Raw genomic sequence first — 14,386 nt, 5'->3', positions numbered from 1 at the left:
TAGTCACAACTTGCACATCGACAACACAGTTACCGATTGCACCGTACGTCACATCTGACGCCAAAGAAACTTAAGTCGCAAATTACAACTTTGTAATTGAATGAAGTGTTATCGCGCCGTGACTTCGCCGATGCGGGCGCAGCGTGGGGTCACGCCAAAACCGTTGTCCCAGTGCGACTTCAGGCCGGCTCGCGCGGCTCGGCCCGCTTCGCGCGAACCTGCAAAAGTCGCGTACCGATAACGGCGGCAACCACTCCCAAGACCACCACAATCGTCAATGCAGTCCACGGAAAGTGCGATGCCGTCAACTCGCTGAGGAAATTCTTCGAACCCTGCACCGGACCACGCCCTTCGGCGACGTCCTGACCCGCCTCCAACGTCACGCGGTCGAACGTCGTACTGAAGGTGCCCGAGTCCGCGGGGCTGAGCACCAGCACCGTCGACCCCGGGAACGCCTCTCCCACCTCGGTCGCGATGTCGCGCAGCGGCGTGTCGATCGGCGGGTTCTCGTCCACGACGACGATCTTGAGGTCGATGCCCTTCTGCTGAGCCTCGGCGACCACCTCGGGCAGGCCCTCGTTCTCGGGCTTGGGCGAGGCGCTCACGCCGTCGTCGCGGACGTCTTCGATGACGAGGTTCAAGCACGTGTCGACCGGTGTGGTCGCTGGGTCCATGCCGACGGGTCCGCAGACGTCAGACGGAATATATGCCGGCGGAAACGGAATCACATGCGGTCCGAACACAGGAGAACCGTACGCGATGGGTACCCCGCAGGGTGACAGCACGCGCGGTCGGCGACCAGACTGAGACTGGACCCTGACCGTTTTGCAGGACAAGCGTACTGTTAGAGTTGTAACGCCGCCGACACAGCCCGTCGGCTGCGAGAACTAACCGGGAGTTGATGTGAGCAAAGGTAATACGGAAAATTCTTCCCCCAATTCTTTTGACGCCCGCGACACCCTGAAGGTCGGAGACAAGAGCTACGAGATCTATCGCCTCGACGCGGTGCCGGGTACCGACAAGTTGCCCTACAGTCTGAAGGTCCTCGCCGAGAACCTGTTGCGCAACGAGGACGGCGCCAACATCACCAAGGACCACATCGAGGCCATCGCCAACTGGGATCCCGACGCCGATCCCAGCGTGGAGATCCAATTCACCCCCGCGCGAGTGGTGATGCAGGACTTCACCGGCGTGCCGTGCATCGTCGACCTGGCCACCATGCGCGAGGCGATCGCCGACCTCGGTGGCGACCCCGAAAAGGTCAATCCGCTCGCCCCAGCCGACCTGGTGATCGACCACTCGGTGATCGCCGATCTGTTCGGCCGCGCCGACGCGTTCGAGCGCAACGTCGAAATCGAATACGAACGCAACGGTGAGCGCTACCAGTTCCTGCGCTGGGGTCAGGGCGCGTTCGACGACTTCAAGGTCGTGCCGCCCGGCACCGGCATCGTGCACCAGGTCAACATCGAATACCTGGCCAGCGTGGTGATGGACCGCGACGGGCAGGCCTACCCGGACACCTGTGTGGGCACCGACAGCCACACCACCATGGTCAACGGCCTGGGCGTGCTCGGCTGGGGCGTCGGCGGCATCGAGGCCGAGGCCGCGATGCTCGGCCAGCCCGTGTCGATGCTCATCCCCCGGGTCGTCGGGTTCAAGCTGACCGGTGAGCGGCAACCCGGAGTGACGGCCACCGATGTGGTCCTCACGGTCACCGAGATGCTGCGCCAGCACGGTGTGGTCGGGAAATTCGTCGAGTTCTACGGCGATGGGGTGGCCGAGGTGCCGCTGGCCAACCGGGCCACGCTGGGCAACATGAGCCCCGAGTTCGGCTCCACCGCGGCGATCTTCCCCATCGACGAGGAGACCATCAGCTATCTGCGCTTCACCGGGCGCAGTGAGGAACAGCTGGCGCTGGTCGAGGCCTACGCCAAGGAACAGGGCATCTGGCACGACCCCAAACGGGAGCCCAAGTTCTCCGAGTACATCGAACTGGACCTGTCCGACGTCGTGCCGTCGATCGCCGGGCCCAAGCGCCCGCAGGACCGCATCGCGCTCAACGAGGCCAAGGCGGCCTTCCGTCAGGACATCACCGATTATGTCGAGGACGGTGAATTCAACGGGGTGTACTCCGAACTCGACGAGGCCATCGACGAGACCTTCCCGGCGAGCGATCCGGTGCGCAACACGTCGTTCCTGAGCAACCGCAAACCGCCGGCCCATGTCGAAAGCGCCGCGCTCGAACCCAATGGCCGGCCGAGCAAGCCGGTGACCGTGAAATCGGAAGAGGCCGGCGAATTCGTGCTCGACCACGGCGCGGTGGTGATCGCAGCGATCACGTCGTGCACCAACACCTCCAACCCCGAGGTGATGCTCGGCGCGGCGCTGCTGGCCAAGAACGCGGTCGAAAAGGGCCTGGCCACCAAACCGTGGGTGAAGACGACGATGGCACCGGGTTCGCAGGTGGTGACCGACTACTACGAGAAGGCCGGGCTGTGGCCGTATCTCGAGAAGTTGGGCTTCTTCCTGGTCGGCTACGGCTGCACGACCTGCATCGGCAACAGCGGGCCGCTGCCCGAGGAGATCAGCAAGGCCATCAACGACAACGACCTCGCGGTGGCCGCGGTGCTGTCGGGCAACCGCAACTTCGAGGGCCGGATCAACCCGGACACCAAGATGAACTACCTGGCCTCGCCGCCGCTGGTGATCGCCTACGCGCTCGCCGGCACGATGGACTTCGACTTCGACGCCAACCCCCTCGGTCAGGACGAAGACGGTAACGACGTCTACCTGCGCGACATCTGGCCGTCGCAGTCCGACATCAACGACACGATCGCCAACGCGATCAGCCAGGAGATGTTCACCAAAAACTACGCCGACGTGTTCAAGGGTGACGAGCGCTGGCGCAATCTGCCGACGCCGAGCGGAAACACCTTCGAATGGGCCGAGGACTCGACGTACGTGCGCAAGCCACCGTACTTCGACGGGATGGCGGCCGAGCCGGAGCCGGTGACCGACATCAAGGGCGCGAGAGTGCTGGCGCTGCTGGGCGATTCGGTGACCACCGACCACATCTCGCCCGCCGGTGCCATCAAGCCGGGCACTCCCGCGGCGCAGTATCTCGAAGAGCACGGCGTCGAGCGCGCGGACTACAACTCCTACGGTTCGCGGCGCGGTAACCACGAGGTGATGATCCGCGGCACGTTCGCCAACATCCGGTTGCGCAACCAGTTGCTCGACGACGTCTCGGGTGGATACACCCGCGACTTCACCAAGGACGGCGAGCAGGCGTTCATCTACGACGCCGCGCAAAACTATGCGGCGCAGGACATTCCGCTCGTCGTGCTCGGCGGCAAGGAGTACGGCTCTGGTTCGTCGCGCGACTGGGCGGCCAAGGGCACGCGGCTGCTGGGTGTGCGCGCGGTGATCACCGAGTCGTTCGAGCGTATCCATCGGTCGAACCTGATCGGCATGGGCGTGATCCCGCTGCAATTCCCCGAGGGCGAGTCGGCCGAGTCGCTGGGCCTCGACGGCACCGAGACGTTCGACATCACCGGCATCGAGGAGCTCAACGACCGGGGCGAGCGCAGCGACGGGAAAGCCGGAGGCAAGACGCCGAAGACGGTGCACGTCACCGCGTCAAAGGACGACGGCTCCAAGGTCGAGTTCGACGCGGTGGTGCGCATCGACACACCAGGTGAGGCGGACTACTACCGCAACGGCGGCATCCTGCAGTACGTGCTGCGCAACATGCTCGAGTCGCAGTAACCGAAGAAGGGACAACCGCGTTGCCCCGGGTCACCGACGACCACCTGGCGGCGCGTCGTCGGCAGATCCTCGACGGCGCCCGCCGGTGTTTCGCGGAGTACGGCTACGACAAGGCGACCGTGCGGCGGCTCGAGCAGACGATCGGGCTGTCGCGCGGCGCCATCTTCCACCACTTCCGGGACAAGGACACGCTGTTCTTCGAACTGGCCCGTGAGGACGCCGAGCGCATGGCCGATGTCGCTGCGCGCGAGGGGCTGGTGCAGGTCATGCGCGACATGCTGGCCGCGCCAGACCAGTTCGACTGGCTGGCCACTCGTCTCGAGATCGCGCGAAAGCTGCGTAACGATCCGGACTTTCACCGGGGTTGGGCGGAGCGATCCGCCGAACTGTCGGCCGCCACGACTCAGCGGCTCCGCATGCAGAAGCAGGCGGGCCGACTGCGCGACGACGTTCCCAGCGCCGTGCTCCAGACCTATCTCGACCTCGTCCTCGATGGCTTGGTCGCACGTTTGGCGTCGGGCGACGATCCCGAAAAGCTCAGTGCCGTACTGGACCTGGTCGAGGCGTCCCTGCGGCAGCGACGCGACAAAGAGACCGTGCGGCAGGGCGACTAGCGGCGCCTGCTGCGGTGGTTCGGTCCCCCACGGCTGCGCATCGTGGTACCCGACTCGCGCAGCATGCTGTGGATGGAACCGTACGAGCGTCCCGTGGACGCCACCAGAGTGCGGATGCTTGCGCCACCCTCGTAAGCAGTCCGCAACTCGTTGAGCAACTGGTCTCTCGACTTGTCCAGCTTCTTCATCAGCACCTCCCCGCTTGGATGCCCCGACGGGTACCCAGCGGAGAAAGCGGTTACACACCAGGCTTGAGATTGACCGAACACTCCGCGTACTGGATCAAGCCAACTCGATCAGGTCGCGATACTCCTCGGACCAGTAGTCCTCGGTGCCATCGGGAAGCAGGACGACGCGCTGCGGTGCGAGTGCCTCGGCGGCGCCGGGATCGTGGGTCACCAACACCACGGCGCCGACGTAGGTGCGCAGCGCATCGAGCACCTGTTCGCGCGACGCCGGATCGAGGTTGTTCGTCGGCTCGTCGAGCAGCAACACGTTCGCCGTCGACGCGACCAGGCCGGCCAGCGCCAGCCGGGTCTTCTCACCGCCCGACAACGTGCCGGCCGGCTGATCCAACTGCGGTCCGCTGAACATGAAGGCGCCCAACAGCCCGCGCAGGTCCTGCTCGCCGGTGTCGGGTGCGGCGTGCCGGATGTTCTCCCACACCGTCGCGTTGTTGTCGAGCGTGTCGTGTTCCTGGGCGAAATACCCGAGCTTGAGCCCGTGACCGGGTTCGAGCCGACCGGCGTCGGGCGTCTCGGCACCTGCCAGCAGGCGCAGCAGGGTGGTCTTGCCGGCACCGTTGAGCCCGAGCACCACCACCCGTGACCCTCGGTCGATCGCCAGGTCGACGCCGGTGAAGACCTCGAGCGAGCCGTAGTTCTTGGTCAACCCCTTGGCGACCAGCGGAGTGCGTCCGCACGGTGCGGGGGTCGGGAACTTGATGCGCGCCACCTTGTCGGCGACGCGTTCCTCGTCGAGCGCGGCCATCATTCGGTCTGCGCGACGCAGCATGTTCTGCGCTGCAACGGCTTTGGTGGCCTTGGCCCCCATCTTGGCGGCCTGGGAACGCAGCGCGGACGCCTTGCGTTCGGCGTTGGCGCGTTCGCGGCGGCGCCGGGCTTCGTCGGTCGCGCGGGCGTCGAGGTACTTCTGCCAGCCCATGTTGTAGACGTCGACCTCGCTGCGCACCGCGTCGAGGAACCACACCCGGTTCACCACGTCGGCGAGCAGGTCGACGTTGTGGCTGATGACCACCAGACCACCGGGATGGTTCTGCAAGAAGTCCCGCAGCCAGCCGATGGAGTCGGCATCGAGGTGGTTGGTCGGCTCGTCGAGCAGCAGCGTCGTGCTCGAGCCGGCGCCGCTGTCGGAGGCGGCGAACAGAATACGGGCCAGCTCCACGCGCCGTCGCTGCCCACCGGAGAGCGTGCGCAACGGTTGAGTGAGAACCCGTTCGGGCAGGCCGAGGCTCGCGCAGATACGCCCCGCCTCGCTTTCGGCGGCATAACCGCCCAGCGCGGCGAACCGCTCCTCGAGCTGGCCGTACTTGCGGACGGCCTTGTCGCGGGCGGCGTCGTCGGCGACTTCGGCCATGAGCAGCTGCTGCTTCTCGAGGTCGGCGAGCAGGGTGTCCAGGCCGCGCGCCGAGAGGACCCGGTCGCGGGCGAACACGTCAAGGTCGCCTTCCCTGGGATCTTGTGGCAGGTAACCGATTTCGCCGTTGCGAACGATGCTGCCCGCATACGGCTCACCCTCGCCGGCGAGGATGCGCATCGTGGTGGTCTTACCCGCGCCGTTACGGCCGACCAGGCCGATCCGGTCACCGGGCTGCACTCGAAGCGCTGTTCCGTCGGTGGACAGCAACGTGCGCGCCCCGGCGCGGACCTCGAGGTCCGTTGCGGTGATCACGCTGTGCAGTCCTTACTTGTCGTCGGTGAAGATCGGGGCTCGCTTTTCGGCGCGCGCTGCCACCGCTTCTTCGAAGTTGGCGGTGAGCAAACGGACGAACAGTTGTCCGAGGCCCTCGGCTTGCATATGCCCTTCCAGGCTACCGGCGTCCAGTCCACTCCAAAGTGTGCGCTTGGTCAACTCGATTCCGGGCCGGGAGAACGCCGCGATGCGCTCCCCCATCTGGTAGCAAACCGCGAGCAGGTCGTCGCCGGGTACCGCGCGCGAGACGAGGCCGATGCGTTCGGCCTCGGCGGCGTCGACGTCACGGCCGGTCAGCATCAGCTCGAAGGCCCGTGACGTGCCGATGGCGCGCGGAAGCAGATACGACAGCCCCAGTTCGCTTGCGGTCAGGCCGTTGTTGATGCCGGCCGCGCGGAAGTAGGCGTCGTCGGCGGCCACGCGGATGTCACAGGCCAGCGCCAGGCACAGGCCCCCGCCGATCGCGGCGCCGTTGACCGCCGCGATGACCGGCTGATGCATCTTGCGCAGGGCGAGGATGACGTCGTCGAGGACCTCCATCGAGCGCAGCGCGAACGTCGGCCGGGTCAAGCCGTCGATGTGCGGGACGGAGCCTGCCGACTTGTGATCGGCGCCCGAGGAGAATCCGCGCCCCGCGCCGGTGAGCACGACCGCCCGGATGGAGTTGTCGTAGGTCAGCTCGTCGAGGACCTTCTTGAGTGGAACCATGACGTCGAACGCCATGGAGTTCATCCGTTCGGGGCGGTTGAGCGTCACCAAAGCGACGCCGGGCCGTGGCCGGTCGACGAGGACGAAGTTGCTCTGCTCGGTCTGTGCGTGCTCGCTCACCCATGCACGCTATCGCGTGCGGGGCGTCACTCTGGCTGGCCGTTGTTCTGCGCGGCGATCGCGGCGTCGATGTCGAAGTCCTTGACCCGCTGCACCAGCTCTTCGAGGGCCGCCGGCGGCAACGCGCCGGCCTGGTTGAACACCAGCTTGCCCTTCTTGAACGCCATCAGCGTGGGGATGGACCGGATGTCGGCGGCCGCTGCCAGTGCCTGCTCGGCCTCGGTGTCGACCTTGGCGAACACCACGTCGGGATGTTTCTCGGAGGACGCCGCGAAGGTCGGGGCGAATGCCTTACACGGGCCACACCACGACGCCCAGAAATCCACCAGCACGATCTCGTTGTCGTTGATGGTGTCGTTGAATTGCTCGGCGGTGATGTCTTGGGTAGCCACGTCGGGTCCTAACGCAGATGGTCGGCTTCGTATTCCCAGTATGAGGCCGCCGAACCGCAGCTGCTATCCACAGCCGTGGTCGCTACCCGCGCGTGAACCTGATCGGCCGACTTAGAGTAATTGCGTGGCGACGTTGGATGACCTCGAAGCGCGGGTTGCGGCACTGGAAGCATCGCGCGCCGATTATCGGGCGGTGTTGGCGGCCGTCAACGCGTTGGGCGCCAACCAGCGCGAGCATTCCCTTCGCCTGGTGACCGTAGAAACGAAGCTCGACACCGTCGAATCCGGGCTTGGCCGCGTCGAATCCAGGCTTGGTCGCGTCGAATCCAGGCTGGACGGTGTCGAATCACAGTTGGCCGACTTCCGCCAGGAAACCAACGCACGTTTCCGCTCGGTCGACGAGAGCCTTGCCGAGATCAAGGATTTGATCGTCGGACGCCGCGGAACCTGACATGGTTCATCCGCGGCCGTCGAGGGTGCGGACCTCGGCGACCAGCCGCCTGATCTCGAACGCCGACGGCTGCAGTTCGTAGGCGTGGTGGTGGCATGCGCGGCTAAGCGAATACCACAGCCGCTTGGCGCGCTCACCGACGTCGTCGTGGCGGGTCCTCAACACGACGAGCTTCGAGATCGTCGTCGGCCGGTGGTCGCCAAGTGGTGACCACGTCGCACTCTGCTCGTCGAGCCAGTTCTCCAGCGCGCACCGCGCCAGCAGCGCCGCCGTGCGGGGCCCGCGTGCCCCGAGCGGCACCGCACCGTCGAGCACGTCGTCGGCATAGTCCAGCAGCGCTGCGCGGTCGGTCACGCCGACGCCCCGATCAGATCTCCGGCCGCAAGCCGTGCCTGGTTCACTACGAACTTGTAGTCCTGCACCTCGCTCCCGTGGGTGCCTTTGCGGATCACTGCCATCGTGAGGCGGCGCGCGGAGCCACCGGCCAACCACTTGTCGACGACGGTGTCCTCACCGGCAGCCAGGGCAAGGCCGAGACGCTTCCTCAGGGTTGCCGCCTCTTCCCAGGCATCTTCGATCTCCGTGCGAGACTGCCCCTGGCTCAACGCTTTCGAGCTGTAGACATCCCATGCCGCCGCCTCCAGCGCCTCACGGCACAGCACCGGGACCGCTGCATTCTTGACGGCATCGGGAACGGCTTCGTCGGCTGCTATCGCATAGGCGTCATCGAGCAGTCGTTTGGCCGGCCTGCTTGCTTCGGTGACGGTGACGGCCGAATTGGCGCCGCGGGTGACTTCGACGACGCGGGCGGGTGCCTTCGACCGCCGAATCGCGGCCGGCAGCCGGTCGTCGTGGGTGAACACGATGACCTGCCGGTCGTTGGCCAGACCCGTGAGCACGTCGAGGAATCCGTCGATCTTGGACGGGTCCATAGCCTGGATCGGATCGTCGAGAACCACGAAACGGAACGGGCTGGCCGCATCGACGATGCGGGCATACACCGCCTCTTGCCACTTCGACAACGAGAACAGCGCCATCTGCGTCGCGACACCGCCATCGGCCGATTCCGTTTCGCCCGCCGCCGGTCCCGGATCTTCGATGGTGGGCCCGATATGGGCACCGAGTAGCTTCTCCGTGCCCTCACCGGTCTTCTTACCGGCGGCGCTGTTAAACGCGATGCTGTTGACCATTGCGTCGAAGCGCTCGTCGTGGGAACGCAGCGCGTTGAGCACCTGCCACACGACTTTGAACCGCTTGTTGTCGGCCAACGCCGCTGACGGCTCGACTCCCGCCGGCACCGCCACCGGCAAAATGACGTAGCCGTAGTCCTTTTCGGTCGACTTGCGCATGACCCGACCCACGGACTGCACGACGTCGACGATCGAGTTGCGCGGATGCAAGAACAGCACCGCGTCAAGCGCGGGCATGTCGACGCCCTCCGAGAGGCAGCGCGCATTGCTTAATATCCGGCATTCACCCTCGGCGACAACGGATTTCAGCCATGACAACTCCGCGTTGCGCTCCAACGCGTTGAAGGTCCCGTCGACGTGGCGTGCCACGCAGCTCAAGTCACGGTTCGTGTCGTCGACCGGCTGGCCGTCGTTCTCCTGCTCCTCGAGCAGGTCGCGATACGCCTCGACAACCTTCGGAAACATCTCCGCGATCTGCTTCGACGTGGCGATGTCCTTGGCGAAGGCCACCGCGCGCCGCATCGGCGGCTCGTCGGGCGCGAATCCGGTGCCGTCGGGACTGGTGCCGGCCCGCTTGGCCAGTGCATTCCAGCAACCGACGATCTTGGATGCGTCGTCCAGCATCAGTTCGTGAGCGTGGCCGGCGAGCTCCTGCTGCAGGCGTGGTGCGATCACCGACTCATCGACCGTCAACACGATCACCTTGTAATCGGTGAGCAGTCCGCGCTCGACCGCCTCACCGAAGGTCAGCCGGTGAAACTCCGGACCGAAGGTGAGTTCGTCGTCCATCGAGACGAGTTCGGCGGAGTGCTCGTCTGCCTTGTCCTTGACGTTCTCGTCGAAGATGCGCGGCGTGGCCGTCATGTAGAGGCGACGGGTCGCCTTGATGTAGGCGGCATCGTGAATCCGCACGAAATTCGACGGGTCCTCCCCCGACATCGTCACGCCGGTGGTGCGATGGGCCTCGTCGCAGATCACCAGGTCGAACGGGTCAACACCCAAACCCTGGGCCTCGGCGACCACCGGCAACGACTGGTAGGTGCTGAAAACCACCGTCAGACCCTGAGCCCGCTTGCGGTGTTGCATCTCGTGCACGAGCACCTGCGGGTCGGTGGTGACCGGGATCGGCACGTCGTGGACATTGAAGTCCTCAGCCGAGCGCGACACCTTGGTGTCCGAACACACCGCGAATGCGCGTAGATCCAACTCGCTCTGCGCCGTCCATTCGCGCAAAGTCTGGCTCAGCAGCGAGATCGACGGCACGAGGAAGAGGACCCGTGCGCTGGCGCCGTTCTCGCTGGCCGTGCGTTCGGCGATCTTGAGCGCGGTGAACGTCTTGCCTGTGCCGCACGCCATGATGAGCTTGCCGCGGTCGCTACCGACCGCGTAGCCGCGGAACACCGCGTCGATCGCCTGGTCCTGATGCGGCCTGGTGCCGTGACGCTTGGCCGGCGTCAGATCCACGTGGAGGTCGCCCTGCGGCCACGCGATATCCCAGTCGATCGGCGACTCGGCGATCTCGGCCAGACCGATCCGCTGCACCGGGATCGTCTGCCCGTCCAGAGCATCCTCTGCGTTCTTGCCCCAGCGGTCAGTCGTGGAGATGATCACCCGATTGGTGAAGGGTGCCTTCCCGGAGGCGGTGAAGAACGAGTCGATGTCCCCTTTCGCCAGCGTGTGGGTCGGCTCGTAGAACTTGCATTGGATCGCCGTGTACTCGCCGGTGTCCCGATTCCGCGCCACCAGGTCGATCCCGGTGTCGGCCTTGCCCTTGCGGTCCGGCCAGTCGATCCAGCGCCAGACCGCGTCGTACTGCTGGGACAGCATCGGGTCCCAGCTCGAAGTAGCGGACCATCAACTTCTCGAACTTCGTGCCCCGTTCGGAATTCGACGGCGCCTGCCGGAACGCCTCGATGACGTCGTGCACCGAACCCATACCGCTGTACTACCCCACTTCCTCGCTGAAGTCTCACGACGATAGTCAGGGCGGGTGACAGCTGTGGGCAATTGACACCGGCGAACGATTTTTCAACTGTGACACACAGGGCAAGATCGGCCCGGGAGGCCGTCGTTATCCCCAGGTGGGTCGATCGGAGCACTTGAAGGGTTCCGTTTGATTTAGAGTCGGCACTGTGCCCAAGCTCGAAGACCTCGAAGCGCGCGTCGCGGCGCTCGAAGCATCGCGCGCCGACTACCGTGCCGTGCTCGCGGCCGTCAATGCGCTCGGCGCCAACCAGCGGGAACAAGCAATCCGACTCGGCGGGGTCGAGACCCAGCTCACGGGGGTAGAAGCACGACTGACTACCCTCCAAACCCGGGTGGAGAACGGCTTCCAGGAAACATATGCCCGGTTCGGCTCTGTCGACGAGCAACTCGCTGAGATCAAGGATCTGATCATCGCCGGGCGGGATCGCTAGGTTACCGGTCTAGGCGCCCGTCGCAACTTTCCACAGTCGGGCAATTTCGAGATTTGATCGTCGGCCTGTGCGATCAGTGATCTTCGCGAATAGAGCCGGTCCCTTGCGACAGGACCTGTGCGGCGACATCTGCCGCGTAATCCGTGTTGGCCAGGAGCTGGCGGTGCCGCGGGGGCCACCAGAACACCTCGACGAGTAACGCGGCCAGGTAGAGCACCGACGCCACGGCGTTGGCCCATGAGCCGAACACCCAGTCCCACACCGCTGTCCCGGCGGCGACGACAAGCACGACGATCAGCAGCCACCTCAGAGGCCGCGCACTCTCGGCGGACGCGTGCAAGCCGTCGCGGTAGTCGATGACGGCCTGCGCCAGATCCGGGTCGCCGATGGATTCTCCGCGGCGGGCGGTACGCGCGACCATCACTCGCTGATCACCGGTGAGGCGCCTGGCGCCCGGCCAGTAGCGCGCCATTCGGCGTGACATCCACATGCCGTAGAAGGTGCCGACGATGACGAACACGATCGCTCCGGCAATCAGGAATCCCGAATCAAGCCACGCAAGAACGCCCACCGCGAGTCCGACGACGCCGCCGGTGATCAGCGCTCGAAGGAAGAATCCGCCTCGCCAGACGAACGCCGGCACCGTGACCATCCGTCGATTGTGTCGTCGAAATTGCGCTCAGGGTCGTGATCCGGCGAAAACCACAGCCCTCTACGCAAATTCGACGGCGGTATCGGCCGCGTGCTAGACGGTGAAGCCCAGTGCGCGTAGCTGCTCGCGGCCGTCTTCGGTGATCTTGTCCGGACCCCACGGCGGGTTCCACACCCAGTTGATCCTGAGCTCGTCGACCAACCCGGCGCCCACCAGCGCGGTGCGCGACTGATCCTCGATCACATCGGTCAGCGGGCAGGCGGCCGAGGTCAACGTCATGTCGATCAGCGCAACGTTGCCCTGCTCCCCCTTCTCGACGTTGATCCCGTAAACCAGGCCCAAGTCGACGACGTTGATGCCGAGTTCCGGGTCGACGACGTCTCGCATCGCCTCCTCGAGATCGAACAACAGCTCCTCGTTAGGCACTGCGGTGTCGCTCATCTGGCGCCTCCTCACTGGCTTGCGCTAGCGCGTCTTTGAAAGCCATCCAACCCAGCAACGCGCACTTCACCCGCGCCGGGTACTTCGCGACACCGGCGAATGCGATGCCGTCTCCGATTACATCTTCGTCGCCTTGGACCGTGCCACGCGAGGACACCATCTCGGTGAACGCTGCGACGGTCTTCAACGCGTCCCCGACGCTCTGGCCGATCACCTGATCGGTCAGCACCGACGTCGAGGCCTGGCTGATCGAACAACCCTGGCCGTCGTAGGAGATGTCGACTACCTGCTCACCATCGTCGGACAGCCTCACCCGCAGCCTCACCTCGTCGCCGCAGGTGGGGTTGACGTGGTAGACCTCCGCGGCGAACGGCTCGCGCAGCCCGCGGTTATGTGGGCGCTTGTAGTGATCGAGGATCACTTCCTGATAGATCTGCTCCAGCCGCACGTCAGTCCCCGCCGAAGAATTCGACGGCGCGGCGCACGCCGGCGACCAAACGATCGACCTCGTCGAAGGTGTTGTAGAGCGCGAACGACGCGCGCGCGGTCGCCGCGATCCCGAACCGGCGATGCAATGGCCATGCGCAATGGTGTCCGACGCGCACCGCCACGCCGTCGTCGTCGAGCACCTGGCCCACGTCGTGCGCATGCACGCCGTCGACCACGAAGCTGACCGGGGAGCCCCGGTTCTCGAGCGACGTCGGTCCGATGATCCGCACACCGTCAATAGCGGTCAGCCCGTCGAGCGCGGCGGCCACCAGTTGCGCCTCGTGCGCCTCGACGGTGGCCATCCCGATCTCCCGCAGGTAGCGGGCGGCGGCCGCCAACCCCACTACTTGCGACGTCATCGGCGTGCCCGCCTCGAAACGCTGCGGCGCCGGCGCGTAGGTGGTCTCCACCATCGAGACCGTTTCGATCATGGAGCCGCCCGTGATGAACGGCGGCATCGCGTCGAGCAGCGATCGCCGGCCGTACAAGACGCCGATTCCGTTGGGCCCCAGCATCTTATGTCCGGAGAACGCCGCGTAGTCGACATCGAGGGTGTGCAAGTCCACGGGCTGGTGCGGCACGGATTGGCAGGCGTCCAGCACCGTCAGCGCGCCGACGGCCTTGGCGCGCGACACCAGCTCGGTGACCCGGACCACGGCTCCCGTGACGTTCGAATGATGACTGAAGGTAACGACTTTCACCCGCTCATCCAGCGACAGCGAGTCCAGGTCGATGCGGCCGTCGTCGGTGACGCCGTACCACTTGAGCGTCGCGCCGGTCCGGCGCGCCAACTCCTGCCACGGGACGAGGTTGGCGTGGTGCTCGAGTTCGGTTGTGACGATCACGTCGCCCGGCCCGACGGCGTAGTCGAACCGCCTGTCGCCCAACGTGTACGCGATCAGGTTGATGGCCTCGGTCGCGTTCTTGGTGAAAACCAACTCGTCGGGGTCGGCGCCGACGAAGGCCGCGATGTCCGCGCGACCGTGTTCGTAGGCGTCGGTGGCCTCCTCCATCAACTGGTGCGCACCGCGGTGCACCGCACCGTTGAACGTGAGTAGGAACTCGCGCTCGGCGTCGAGCACCTGCAGCGGGCGTTGCGACGTCGCGCCGGAATCCAGGTACGCCAACTGATTTCCGCCGCGCATCACCTTCTTCAGGATCGGGAAGTCGCCCCTGATCTTGGTGAGGTCCAGAGTCTGCGCGGCGGTCATG

At 65.5% G+C, this 14,386-nt stretch carries 14 protein-coding genes and 1 pseudogene; 4 read left to right on the top strand and 11 right to left on the bottom strand.

The window, feature by feature from the left end:
- Positions 1-179 precede the first annotated feature (179 nt).
- Complete coding sequence (locus AU193_RS19015) at positions 180-743, bottom strand: DUF6676 family protein (protein ID WP_064423927.1); 564 nt, start codon at positions 741-743, stop codon at positions 180-182.
- A 160-nt stretch (positions 744-903) separates the two neighbouring features.
- Between AU193_RS19015 and AU193_RS19010 the strand changes: the two genes are divergently transcribed.
- Both AU193_RS19010 and AU193_RS19005 read left to right on the top strand, forming a co-directional pair.
- Entirely contained in the window at positions 904-3,768 is a 2,865-nt protein-coding gene (locus tag AU193_RS19010; protein ID WP_064423926.1) for an aconitate hydratase, read from the top strand.
- Between the two features lie 20 nt (positions 3,769-3,788).
- Positions 3,789-4,382 (top strand): TetR/AcrR family transcriptional regulator, encoded by a 594-nt coding sequence (locus AU193_RS19005; protein WP_064423925.1) that lies wholly within the window; start codon positions 3,789-3,791, stop codon positions 4,380-4,382.
- Here AU193_RS19005 and AU193_RS19000 read toward each other — a convergent pair.
- The 4 genes from AU193_RS19000 to trxA all read right to left on the bottom strand — a co-directional run bounded on the left by AU193_RS19000 (position 4,379) and on the right by trxA (position 7,534).
- Positions 4,379-4,570: a helix-turn-helix domain-containing protein gene (locus AU193_RS19000; RefSeq protein WP_064424056.1), complete on the bottom strand. Its 192-nt coding sequence runs from the start codon at positions 4,568-4,570 to the stop codon at positions 4,379-4,381. The genes AU193_RS19005 and AU193_RS19000 overlap by 4 nt on opposite strands.
- A gap of 94 nt (positions 4,571-4,664) precedes the next feature.
- Positions 4,665-6,293 (bottom strand): ABC-F family ATP-binding cassette domain-containing protein, encoded by a 1,629-nt coding sequence (locus tag AU193_RS18995; protein WP_064423924.1) that lies wholly within the window; start codon positions 6,291-6,293, stop codon positions 4,665-4,667.
- A gap of 12 nt (positions 6,294-6,305) precedes the next feature.
- Positions 6,306-7,142, bottom strand: coding sequence for an enoyl-CoA hydratase (locus AU193_RS18990; protein ID WP_064423923.1), 837 nt, complete (start codon positions 7,140-7,142; stop codon positions 6,306-6,308).
- A 26-nt stretch (positions 7,143-7,168) separates the two neighbouring features.
- Positions 7,169-7,534 (bottom strand): thioredoxin, encoded by a 366-nt coding sequence (gene trxA / locus AU193_RS18985; protein WP_064423922.1) that lies wholly within the window; start codon positions 7,532-7,534, stop codon positions 7,169-7,171.
- 124 nt (positions 7,535-7,658) lie between these two features.
- Here trxA and AU193_RS18980 point away from each other — a divergent pair, with 124 nt between their 5' ends.
- Positions 7,659-7,985, top strand: coding sequence for a hypothetical protein (locus AU193_RS18980; protein WP_064423921.1), 327 nt, complete (start codon positions 7,659-7,661; stop codon positions 7,983-7,985).
- A 6-nt stretch (positions 7,986-7,991) separates the two neighbouring features.
- On the opposite strand, the gene AU193_RS18975 is transcribed toward AU193_RS18980, so the two are convergent.
- Together AU193_RS18975 and AU193_RS18970 are read right to left on the bottom strand one after the other, a co-directional pair.
- A complete protein-coding gene (locus tag AU193_RS18975) occupies positions 7,992-8,339 on the bottom strand; it encodes a hypothetical protein (protein WP_064423920.1) in 348 nt (115 codons plus the stop codon).
- 626 nt (positions 8,340-8,965) lie between these two features.
- A pseudogene (locus AU193_RS18970) lies at positions 8,966-11,111 on the bottom strand (DEAD/DEAH box helicase family protein); the annotation flags it as partial.
- A gap of 196 nt (positions 11,112-11,307) precedes the next feature.
- Here AU193_RS18970 and AU193_RS18965 point away from each other — a divergent pair.
- On the top strand, positions 11,308-11,592 hold the full coding sequence (locus tag AU193_RS18965; protein WP_064423919.1) for a hypothetical protein: 285 nt from the start codon (positions 11,308-11,310) through the stop codon (positions 11,590-11,592).
- A gap of 73 nt (positions 11,593-11,665) precedes the next feature.
- On the opposite strand, the gene AU193_RS18960 is transcribed toward AU193_RS18965, so the two are convergent.
- The 4 genes from AU193_RS18960 to AU193_RS18945 form a co-directional block, all read right to left on the bottom strand.
- Positions 11,666-12,244: a hypothetical protein gene (locus AU193_RS18960; protein ID WP_064423918.1), complete on the bottom strand. Its 579-nt coding sequence runs from the start codon at positions 12,242-12,244 to the stop codon at positions 11,666-11,668.
- A gap of 93 nt (positions 12,245-12,337) precedes the next feature.
- Entirely contained in the window at positions 12,338-12,685 is a 348-nt protein-coding gene (locus AU193_RS18955; RefSeq protein WP_064423917.1) for a metal-sulfur cluster assembly factor, read from the bottom strand.
- On the bottom strand, positions 12,663-13,133 hold the full coding sequence (sufU, locus tag AU193_RS18950) for a Fe-S cluster assembly sulfur transfer protein SufU (RefSeq protein WP_064423916.1): 471 nt from the start codon (positions 13,131-13,133) through the stop codon (positions 12,663-12,665). The genes AU193_RS18955 and sufU overlap by 23 nt, the downstream gene beginning before the upstream one ends.
- A gap of 1 nt (position 13,134) precedes the next feature.
- Entirely contained in the window at positions 13,135-14,385 is a 1,251-nt protein-coding gene (locus AU193_RS18945; protein ID WP_064423915.1) for a cysteine desulfurase, read from the bottom strand.
- Position 14,386: the final 1 nt, after the last annotated feature.

Origin of the sequence: Mycobacterium sp. GA-1285, assembly GCF_001499905.1 — a bacterium.
Classification (GTDB): domain Bacteria; phylum Actinomycetota; class Actinomycetes; order Mycobacteriales; family Mycobacteriaceae; genus Mycobacterium.
Note: the sequence above shows the minus strand (reverse complement) of the source record. Positions and strands in the feature narration are given on the sequence as shown.